6 protein-coding genes are annotated in these 10332 nt (G+C 67.1%); all 6 read left to right on the plus strand.

Annotation, left to right across the window (positions count from 1 at the left end):
* The first annotated feature begins 36 nt into the window (after positions 1-36).
* The 6 genes from RHOFW104R8_RS03760 (at position 37) to RHOFW104R8_RS03785 (ending at position 10156) form a co-directional block, all read left to right on the plus strand.
* The gene (locus tag RHOFW104R8_RS03760) at positions 37-858 is read left to right on the plus strand and encodes a type IV toxin-antitoxin system AbiEi family antitoxin domain-containing protein (RefSeq protein ID WP_068092492.1); all 822 of its coding nucleotides are present in this window, start codon (positions 37-39) and stop codon (positions 856-858) included.
* On the plus strand, positions 842-1768 hold the full coding sequence (locus RHOFW104R8_RS03765; RefSeq protein ID WP_068092493.1) for a nucleotidyl transferase AbiEii/AbiGii toxin family protein: 927 nt from the start codon (positions 842-844) through the stop codon (positions 1766-1768). Before RHOFW104R8_RS03760 ends, RHOFW104R8_RS03765 begins: the two co-directional genes overlap by 17 nt.
* 78 nt (positions 1769-1846) lie before the next feature.
* Positions 1847-3430, plus strand: coding sequence for a TIGR02677 family protein (locus RHOFW104R8_RS03770; RefSeq protein WP_235605131.1), 1584 nt, complete (start codon positions 1847-1849; stop codon positions 3428-3430).
* Positions 3427-4710, plus strand: coding sequence for a TIGR02678 family protein (locus tag RHOFW104R8_RS03775; RefSeq protein WP_068092496.1), 1284 nt, complete (start codon positions 3427-3429; stop codon positions 4708-4710). Before RHOFW104R8_RS03770 ends, RHOFW104R8_RS03775 begins: the two co-directional genes overlap by 4 nt.
* On the plus strand, positions 4707-8855 hold the full coding sequence (locus RHOFW104R8_RS03780; protein ID WP_068092499.1) for a TIGR02680 family protein: 4149 nt from the start codon (positions 4707-4709) through the stop codon (positions 8853-8855). Before RHOFW104R8_RS03775 ends, RHOFW104R8_RS03780 begins: the two co-directional genes overlap by 4 nt.
* On the plus strand, positions 8852-10156 hold the full coding sequence (locus RHOFW104R8_RS03785; RefSeq protein ID WP_068092501.1) for a TIGR02679 family protein: 1305 nt from the start codon (positions 8852-8854) through the stop codon (positions 10154-10156). The genes RHOFW104R8_RS03780 and RHOFW104R8_RS03785 overlap by 4 nt, the downstream gene beginning before the upstream one ends.
* Positions 10157-10332: the final 176 nt, after the last annotated feature.

Here is a 10332-nt window from a genome sequence, read left to right on the forward strand (position 1 = left end):
TTGGCATAGGCTTATGGATGATGTATTTCGACCACCATGAGTGATCAAAAAGAAGGGAAATTAAACCTCCTGCTGGGCCGGCTCGGCGACACCGAACTGGTTTCCAGCCGTTGGCTCCGGACCCAGGGCTACTCCAATAGCCTGGTTGCGCGTTACGTGGCCAGCGGCTGGCTGGTGTCGCCGACGCGTGGTGGTTACATGAGGAAAAGTGGGCGTCTGCAGTGGGAGAGCGTGGTACGTGCCCTGCAGATTGGAGAGGGTTTGGCGCTCCATGTAGGAGGACGCTTCGCGCTGGCTTTGCACGGGCACGAGCACTATCTGCGTCTCGGGGAAGCTTCCACGGTGACGCTCTATGGAGCAGCGCGATTACCCAGTTGGGCGACCAGATTGCCGTTGGCCGAGCACTTTGAATACTCCGGCAGGGGGCCTTTCGATTTTCCGTCGCCGGCCTTGGATCCCGATGTGCCGGATCAGACGTTGCTCGACCAAGGACTGGACAGGCGTGAGCCTGTCCAGAGTGCGGTGGGCATCGTCTGCTCCACGCCGGAAAGGGCCATGCTGGAACTGTGTGACGAATCACCAACCGCGCCTCTGGTCTATGAGGTGGATGCGCTGATGCAGGCCATGACCAGCTTGCGGCCCAAACGGGTCGGCATGCTGCTGCACCATTGCCGCAGCATCAAGGCCAAGCGCCTGTTCCTGGCTTTGGCTGAACGCCACCGCCATGCATGGTTGGCTCACGTTTCACTCGATGGCGTGGATCTCGGCCACGGCAAGCGCTCGCTAATACCCGGCGGTCGTCTGCATCCCGTCTATCAGATCACGTTGCCAGGGGACTTGGATGAGCACCTGGGATAGGCGCTATGCCGATAGGGTGCAGTTGCTGGTGGACACCTTGCCGATCCTGGCGCAAGAGCCGCGGTTTGCGTTGAAGGGCGGCACGGCCATCAATCTGTTTGAGCGTGACCTTCCTCGTTTGTCGGTCGACATCGATCTGACCTGGTTGCCCGCCGGTGATTTTTCCGAGGATGCCGCCCGGATTGCGGCGGCACTCGAACGACTTGCCGGCCTGCTGCGTGCTCGCCCGTTGCAATTGCAGATACAGACGTCGGCGGGGCAGGGTGCCCGTATCGTGACACGGCTGATCGCCAGCCGCGGCCGTGCACGCATACAGATCGAGACTACGCTGGTCATGCGCGGTACGGTGCACCCGGTGCGCGATATGGTGGTCAGGCCGGCAGTTGAGGAAGCGTTCGGCTTCGCTTCCGCACAGGTGCTCGATTTCGCCGATCTCCATGCCGGCAAGCTGGTTGCCGCGCTGTCGCGCCAACACCCACGCGATCTGTTCGATGTCGGCCTGCTGCTGGAGGACGAGCGTGCCGACGAGAAGCTCTGGTGCACCTTCCTCGTGTATCTGACCTGCAGTCCCAAGCCAGCCTGGGAAATACTGAAACCAAGGGAACCCGTGGACTTCGAGGCCACCTTCGATGCCCATTTCCGTGGCATGACGGCCGAACCGACGACGGCGATCCAACTATTGGACAATCGGACACGGTTGCTGGTGCGCATCGCCGACTGGCTGGATGAGCCCTCGTGTGCTTTCCTTCGATCCGTAGAGCACGAGCAGCCGGATTTCGGTTTGATCGGATTGCCTGACGCGGCAGAACTGCCGGGAGTACGCAGGAAGCTGCAGAATCTTGCCATGCGCTCTGCGGGAAAACGGGAAGCCGATCATCGCCACTTCGATGAGGCGATCGGAAGAACCTGATTGGCCCGATCCGTCGGCGCATTCGCAGTGGATGAGAGCGGGGAATCCGAAGATGGGTTCATCGGCAGGGGAGTACAGATGACGGCCAGCATGGAAACGACATCGCAATGGCGCACAGCGGGACAGGATGAGGTATCGCTCGCTGCATCGACCGATCTGTTCCGCCACATCACCGCGGACAAGGCCATGTTCTATCGCGCCATCATGGGGGTGTTCGCTGCCGCCAAGCGCCAGTACCGGCTGCAGTTGCGCCCCGACGAGGTGCTGGCCGAGGCGGATTGGGGCGGTGCGTTGCCGGCCCAGGAGGAGGTCGTCACGGCGCTGGCGCAACTGTCCGTTTGGGGCAATCTGGAGTCGCAGCCGGACATGGCGCGCGTGTCCACGCTCAATGATTACTATCGTGCGCGCTTTCTTTACCGGCTCTCGCGTGGTGGCGAGGCGGTGGAAGCGGGACTGGAGGCGTTCGCGCACAGCCTCCGCCACCGCGCCGAATTGCAGACCGTGGCACTGGAGGATATCGACGGCCGTTTGCAGGCGCTGCAGCGCCTGCTCGGCGAAGCGCCATCCGGTGAGGATATCGATGTCGCCAAAGCCCATGAAATCCTGCGCGACCTGGTGCGCGTGTTCGAGGATCTGGCCGGCAACGCGCAGGCGTTCATGGCCGGTGTGGCGCGCAGCCTGGAACTGCAGCAGGCTGATGCGACCGCGCTGGTGGCCTACAAGCGACGGCTGATCGAATACCTTGAGCGTTTCATGGCGGATCTGATCCGACGCTCCGACGCCATCGCCCGCACACTGCACGAACTGGCGCAGTCCATCGATGGAGTCCTGCGCCAGATCGCCGAGCGCGAGGCGCGCGATGCCGCCCCCGCTGATGCCGACGAGCGGGCGGACGAAACCCGACGTCGCTGGGATATCTGGCGCGAGCGCTGGAAGGGCCTGTGCGGTTGGTTCCTTTCCAGCAGCAATGCGCTGCCGCAGGCCGAACTGCTGCGCGCGCGTGCGCGGGCGGCGATTCCGCAGTTGCTGGGCGCCATTGCCGCCATGAACGAACGACGCAGTGGCCGCAGCGACCGCTCGGCCGATTTTCGCGCGCTGGCGCAGTGGTTCGCCGCCTGCGACGGCGACGACGATGCCCACCGTCTCGCACGCGCGGCGTTCGCGTTGCAGCCGGCGCGTCACTTCTCGCTCGACGTGGCGGCCGGGGAGGACGTGCCGGCCAGCACGTCCTGGCTGGATGCGCCGCCGCTGACGATCAATCCGCGCCTGCGCGAGTACGGCGAGGCGGCACCGCGCGGCCCGCTGGCGAGCGTGCGCGACCGCAGCCGCGGGCGTGCCCTGATGGCACTGCAGCTGGCCGAGGAGTCGCGCCAGGTCGAGGCCGCGCGCCGGCGGCTGGCGACCGGTCGCCCGACCCTCCTGTCGGAGCTTGGCGAGCTCGATCCGCAAGCGTTCGAGTTGTTCCTGGGTCTGCTGGGCGAAGCCCTGGCCGAACAGGCCGACCCGGAGCAGACGGTCGAACGCCAGACCGGCGACGGCCTGCTGTACCTGTGCCTGGAACCGCTGGCTGCCGACAGCCGCGCACAAATACGCACGCCGGTCGGCGTGTTTTCCGGACGTGATCACCTGCTGACTGTCCGTCCGACACGGGAGCGGGCATGAACGCGCGCCTGCCGCGAAGGGCTTCCCGGCCTGTTGGCCAACTGCAAAAGACGCAGCAACAGGACGAATTCCGTCGCGCGCTGCGCGGCCTGCTGATGCGGCCGCTGATGGCGCCGAGCCATGCCGACTTTCCCGCCGTGCGGCGACAGGCCGAGCGCTTGCGCGAATGGTTCGCGCGCGAGACCGGCTGGCCGCTGCATGTAGATCGCGAGGGCGCGCGCCTGTTCAAGCGCCCGGCCGATCTGTCCGACCCATCCCGTGGCCTGCCGGACTACGATCGCCGCCGCTACGTGCTGCTGTGCCTGGCGTGCGCAGTGCTGGAGCGGGCCGATCCGCAGATCACCCTGCGCCTGATCGGCGAGCGCATCGTGCAGCAGGCTGCCGACCCTGCGTTGGAGGAGCTGGGCTTCGGCTTCTCCCTGCGCAGTGCGGCCGAACGGCGCGAGCTGGTCGCGGTGTGCCGCACCTTGCTGGAGCATGGCGTGCTCGAACGCGTGGCCGGCGAGGAAGACAACTTCGTCCACGATAGCGACAGACAGCAGTCCGATGCCTTGTACGACGTGCATCGGCGCCTGCTGGCCGGTCTGCTGGCGGCGGTGCGCGGGCCTTCGACCTGGCGCGCCGAGGAGATTCCTGTCGATACCGATGCGCGGTTGCACGCGCTAGTGGCCGGGTTCGCGGTGGACAGCGAGCAGGGCCGGCGCGACGCCATGCGTCACCACCTGGCGCGGCGGCTGCTCGACGACCCGGTGCTCTATGTCGATACTCTCGATGAGGAGGCGCGCGCCTATTTCATCAACCAGCGGGGCGTACTCGCCGGCCGCCTGTGCGAGGCAGCTGGCCTAGTCGCCGAGCAGCGTGCCGAGGGGCTGGCGCTGGCTGACGAAAGCGGCCAGCTCACCGACATGGCGATGCCGGCCGAAGGCACCGAGGCCCACGTTACCCTGCTGGTGGCCGAGCACCTGGCCCAGCGCCTGCGCCAGGCGCGCGTGCCGGTGCGTGTGGAGGAGAGCGAGATCGCCCTGTTCCTGCGCGATGCTGCGAGGCGCTATGGCCGTTACTGGCGCAAGTCGGCGCGTGCGCCCGGTGCCGAGCGCGAACTGGCCGGCATTGCCGTGGAGCGGCTGTATCGCCTGGGCCTGCTGACGCGCGAGCCCGGCGGCGTACGCCCGCTGCCGGCCATCGCCCGCTTCTCGCTCGGCCAGGCCGAGGTGCGCAGCGCGTCGGCTACTACTTCCCTGTTCGCTTCCGATTTCCTTCCGTCTGATCCCGCCGTATGACCGACGACCTGCTTTCCACCGCTTCATCCCGCCCGGCGCTTCCCGAACCGCGACGCGAGCGTTGGCAGCCGTTGCGCTTGGGACTGGTCGAACTGTTCCACTACGACAGCGAGGAATTCTGGTTCCACGACGGCCACCTGCTGCTGCGCGGCAACAACGGCACCGGCAAGTCCAAGGTGCTGTCGCTGACTCTGCCATTGCTGTTCGATGCGCAACTGCGTCCGGCGCGGGTCGAGCCCGACGGCGACGCCGGCAAGAAGATGGCTTGGAACCTGTTGCTGGGCAGCTACCCGCGCCGCATCGGCTACAGCTGGATCGAGTTCGGGCGGTGCGAAGGCGACGGCCGCGCGCGCTATCTGACGCTTGGCGTCGGCCTGTCGGCGGTCGCCGGGCGCGTGCAGGTGGACAGTTGGTATTTCCTGATCGAGGGCGACAGCGTCACCGCCGACCCGCGGATCGGCCAGGATCTATGGCTGACCACCACCGCGCGCCAAGTGCTCACGCGCGAGCGCCTGCGCGAGGCGCTGGTCGGTCGCGGCCAGTTGTTCGAGAGCGCGCAGGCGTACCGCCGCGCCGTGGACGAACGCCTGTTCCATCTGGGGCCGCACCGCTACGACGCGCTGATGGATACCTTGATCCAGCTGCGCCAACCACAGTTGTCGAAGAAACCCGACGAGAGCGGGCTGTCCCATGCCCTGGGCGAGTCGTTGCCGCCGTTGCCGACTGACTTGCTCGGCGATGTAGCCGAGGCGCTCAACCAGTTGGAGGAAGACCGCAACCAACTGGAGGATACCCGTCGGCTGGAACAGGCAGTAGTGCAGTTCGAGCGGCGCTATCGCACCTATGCCGGCATGCTGGCGCGGCGCCAGGCGCGCGAGTTGCGCCAGGCGCAAACCGGCTTCGACAACGCCAGCGAGGCGCGTAACCGCTTGCAGGCCGATTGTGACACCGCCCACGAAGCCGAGCGCGAAGCCGTCGCCGCACTCGGTAATGCCCGGCGGGCATACACGACCGCACAAGAACGCCTGGATACCCTGCAGAGCGACCCGGCCAACCAGGACGCCAATCGCCTGAGCCAGGCCGAGAGCGACGCGAAGCATCGTCGGGATGAGGCCCGCGCCGCGACCACCAGGCGCGATGCCGCGCACACCGCCTTGCAGCGCGAGGCCGAGCGCTGCCGGCAGCAGGACGCCCGCGCCGTCACGGCGCGTGATGAACTGGAGGTATCGCGTGCCCGCGTGCTCGAAACTTCCGCCGTCGTCGGTCTCGATACCGAGCTTATCGTCCATCCATGGCTCGCGGCCAGTGCCGAAACGCTGGCCGCGAGTCCGCCCGATCCGCGCGCAAGCGCTGATGCCCTGCGCGGCGCTGTGGTGCGGCGTCGGAGCGATCTTGCCCATCTGCGCCGACGCCACGCCGAAATCGAACGTAACCAGGCAGCGCTCTCCGCACGCCAGGAGAACGTACTGACCGCCCGTGCCGACACCGAGGATGCCGTGCAACAACGCGAGCAGGCCGATCGCTATGCCGAACAGGCCGGTGCGGCACTGGTCGAAGCGTGGTCGGGACACTGCGCTAACCTGCGGCATTTGCGTTTCGATGCCACCGAACCGCTGTGCCGGCTCACCGACTGGGTCGCGCGCCCGGATGGCGACAATCCGGCGCTGTCGGCATTGACGCTGGCCTGGCGGTCCGCCTTGCAGCGTCACGCCACGTGCAAGGCGGAGCTCGATGCCCTACGCCAAACGCAGCGACAGCTACGCAGCGAACTGGAAGCCGAACGCGAACGCCTGTTGGCTGGCAAAACCGCCGCGCCGCCACCACCGGCGACGCGCGCGGCCGGCGTGCGCGAAGGGCGCTCCGGGGCGCCGCTGTGGCAGCTGGTGGATTTCCAGCAGCACCTGTCCGCCGCCGACCGTGCCGGACTGGAGGCCGCGCTCGAGGCCAGCGGCCTGCTCGACGCCTGGCTGTCACCGGATGGCGCGTTGGCCGGCAGCGATGGTCGTGTCCTCTTCGACACGCACTGGCAGCGCCGCACGGTGGTATCCGGCACACGCCTCGTCGATGCGTTGTTGCCGAGCGTGCCGGAAGGCCGCCAGGTCTCGCAGACTGCGATCGCCACGCTGCTCGCCGGCGTCGCCTACGGCACGCAGGACCGGGCCGACGTCGAAAGCTGGCTGTCGCCCGATGGCCGCTTTCGCCTGGGCACCTTGGCCGGCGCGTGGAACAAGCCCGAGGCGCGCTATATCGGCCATGCCGCGCGCGAGCGCGCCCGACGCCAGCGGCTGGAAGAAATCGCCACTACCCTCGTTGCGCTCGATGCGACAGATGCGCAGATCGAGCAGCAGGCTGGCACGCTGGATGTGGAACGCCAGGAAACCGAACGCGAGCGGCAGGGCGTACCCTCCGACCGATCGCTGCAAGATGCCATTGCCGCCACGCTTGCCGCCGCGCGCGAGGTCGAACGCGCGCGCCAACGGTTCGAGCGGGCCGAGGCGCGCCGCCGCGACGCTGAAGCGACTCTGCGCGAAACGCGTGAGCTCCTGCGGCGCGATGCTGCAGACCTGCGTCTGCCGACCGAGGTCGAGCGTCTTCCGACACTCGACCAGGCGCTGGAGGATTTCGACCATGCGCAGGCACGCCTCGCGCAGGCCGTGCGCGAGTGGCAGCACGCCTGGCCTGAACAGGTCGAACAGCGGCGACGCGAAGACGAGGCCAGGCAAGCAACCGAGCAAGCCGAGGAAGAACGCATCCAGGCAGAGGCACAGGCCACGCAGGCGCGCACCCGCTTCGAGACGCTGCGTCAGGCGGTTGGCCAGCAGGTGGACGAACTGCACCGCCGGCTCGCCGCCGCGCGCGAGGAGCGCGGTCGTACGGAGCATGAGGCAAATGCCCACCAGGAGGCGGCAGGCAAGGCGAGCACGGTGCTCGCACTGGCTGTGGAGCGTGCTGAGCAGGCCGAGCAGGCACTGGCTGAACGCATCGACGAACGACAGCAGGCCGTCGAGCGCCTGCGCCACTTTGCCGGCAGTGGCCTGCTGGCCTCAGCGCTGTCCGGACTGGAACTGCCGGAGCACTGGAGCGTCGATCCGGCGCTGAACCTGGCCCGCCGCATCGAGCAGGCGCTGGTCCAGGTCGCCGACGACGAGGTCGCCTCGACCCGCGTACAGAAACAGATCGCCGAAGACCTGACCGAACTGCAACGCGGCCTCGGTGCGCTGGGTCACCAGGCCGTGTCCGAGCCAAACGATTGGGGCATTACCGTCGCCATCCAGTACCAGAGCCGCGCCGAGCGCCCCGATACGCTAGCCACGCTGCTGGCCGAGGACATCGCCCAGCGCAGCGAACTGCTCTCGGCCAAGGAGCGTGAGGTGCTGGAGAACCACCTGCAGGCCGAGATCGCTGCCGAGATCCAGCGCCTGATGCGCGGCGCCGATGAGCGTGTCACCGCGATCAACGCCGAGCTGTACAAGCGCCCAACCACTACCGGCGTGCGCTACCGCCTGCAATGGGAGCCGTTGACGGTCGAGGAAGGCGCGCCGGTTGGCTTGGCCGATGCACGCAGGCGCTTGCTCCACACTAGCGCCGACCTGTGGTCGGCCGAGGATCGAACCGCGGTCGGCGTCATGTTGCAGCAACAGATTACGGCCGAACGTGCGCGTGCCGACACCGAGGCCGCCGGCAGCAGCCTGATCGATCAGCTTGCGCGCGCGCTGGATTACCGCCACTGGCATCGCTTCCGTATCCTGCGTCAGCAGGACGGCCAGTGGCGCAAGCTGTCCGGCCCGGCCTCCAGTGGCGAACGCGCGTTGGGCCTGACCGTGCCGTTGTTCGCCGCCATCGCCAGCTTTTACGGCCAGGGCGGCAATCCGCTGGCACCGCGGCTGATGCTGCTCGACGAAGCCTTCGCCGGTATCGATGACACGGCGCGTGCGCACTGCATGGGCCTGGTGCGCGAGTTCGACCTGGATTTTGTCATCACCAGCGAACGCGAATGGGCCTGTTATGCGGAGCTGCCCGGCGTGGCGATCTGCCAATTGCAGCGACGCGAGGGCATCGACGCGGTGTTCGTTTCACGCTGGCTTTGGGATGGCAGCGCTCCGCGTGTGCAGGACGATCCCGACCGAAGGTTCCCGCCGGCATGAGTGCAGCCCCCGATCCACGCCTGCAACGTCTGCTTGGCGGCCTCGAACTGGCATCGGTGCGGCGACAATTGCGCCGCCGCTTCGAGACGGCTGGGCCGGATGCACCGCCGACTACGGCGCGCGTGGACAAGCTCGATCCGGACGCGCATCGCGCACTGTGCCAACTGACTGGACAGCCATCGCGTCTGGCGCAGTCGATGACCTTGGACATTACCGCCCTCGACGCGAACCTGCGCGCCGCAGGACTCGCCGGTTCCTTGCGCGATGCGTTGGAGCGGCTGGAAGGTCCGATCGTCGCGCATGCACATCTGCGCAGGGAACGGCAAGCGGAATGGTCGGCGCTGCTGGCTGACTTCGCGGCGGGATTGCGATTGCGAGAATGGCTGGTTCACGCTCCGAATGCACGGGCGCTGCTCAAACGACTGGGGCGCGAGCCGCAACAGGCGCGGCAATTGCTGGCGGCGGCCGATGCCGTGCTGAACCGACTGCCCGCGGCCGGTATTCCGCGCTCGCAACTGGCCGCTGAAGCCCTCGGCGATGCGCATGCCCTGGATGCCGGCAAAGCGGTGGCGGCCGTCGTGCTGGGGGCGTGGCGCTGGCATGAGCATGTCGATGGCGTGGTGGCAGATAGGGACGGAGACGGAGATCCGGACACGGATGCGCCCGGGTCCAACGGTGATGGAAAGGATCGTGACGAACGCCTGCGCGATGTCTGGGCGCGGGCTGGTGTGATGATCAGCGAACTGGCACGTCCGGTGCTGTTCCTGAACTTGCCGCTTCCCGCCGGCGGTCGATTCGCCTGGATTCCCGGCATCCCCGGCTACCTGTCGCTGCGGCAATTGTTGCGCGACACCCCGGCTTGGCCAGTGGCCGGCCGGCGCATCCACGTCTGCGAGAATCCGGACATTGTCGCCATCGCCGCCGACCAATTGGGTGGAACCTGCGCGCCACTGGTCTGCACCGACGGCATGCCGGCGGCTTCCCAGCGTATCTTGCTCGATCAACTGGTGGCCGCCGGTGCCCATCTGTACTACCACGGCGATTACGACTGGCCCGGCATCGGCATCGGCAACTTCGTCATGCGGACCTGGAGTGCGTCACCCTGGCGCTTTGGCGCAACCGAATACCAGGTGGCCGTTGAGCACGTGTCGCCGCGACCGCGTGACTTGGGCACGGCCAGGGTGGAGGCTATCTGGGATGCCGGATTGGCCACAGTGATGGATGAGTACGGCTTGGTCGTGGCTGAAGAGGCCTTGGTCACCGGGCTGCTCGACGAACTGCGTCAGGATGCCGGGCCATGACCGCCGTCCGCACGGACGGCGATCGGAGTTTTCACCGAAGTTGAATTCCTTCTGCGTAGACACGCGCAGCTTCTGTTGCTGCCGCCACGATTTCAGAACGGTCATTGATGCGGATGGGGCAAGGGTGGTACGGGATAAGGCACAATGTATGGCCACGCGTGAGGCATCGATTGCAG

Source organism: Rhodanobacter sp. FW104-R8 (assembly GCF_001617365.1).
Lineage (GTDB): Bacteria > Pseudomonadota > Gammaproteobacteria > Xanthomonadales > Rhodanobacteraceae > Rhodanobacter.

What these genes read in the sequence shown, in the direction of transcription:
- RHOFW104R8_RS03780 (WP_068092499.1), top strand. Translation starts at nt 4,707, where the DNA reads ATGACCGACGACCTGCTTTCCACCGCTTCATCCCGCCCGGCGCTTCCC.
- RHOFW104R8_RS03785 (WP_068092501.1), top strand. Translation starts at nt 8,852, where the DNA reads ATGAGTGCAGCCCCCGATCCACGCCTGCAACGTCTGCTTGGCGGCCTC.
- RHOFW104R8_RS03775 (WP_068092496.1), top strand. Translation starts at nt 3,427, where the DNA reads ATGAACGCGCGCCTGCCGCGAAGGGCTTCCCGGCCTGTTGGCCAACTG.
- RHOFW104R8_RS03765 (WP_068092493.1), top strand. Translation starts at nt 842, where the DNA reads ATGAGCACCTGGGATAGGCGCTATGCCGATAGGGTGCAGTTGCTGGTG.
- RHOFW104R8_RS03760 (WP_068092492.1), top strand. Translation starts at nt 37, where the DNA reads ATGAGTGATCAAAAAGAAGGGAAATTAAACCTCCTGCTGGGCCGGCTC.
- RHOFW104R8_RS03770 (WP_235605131.1), top strand. Translation starts at nt 1,847, where the DNA reads ATGACGGCCAGCATGGAAACGACATCGCAATGGCGCACAGCGGGACAG.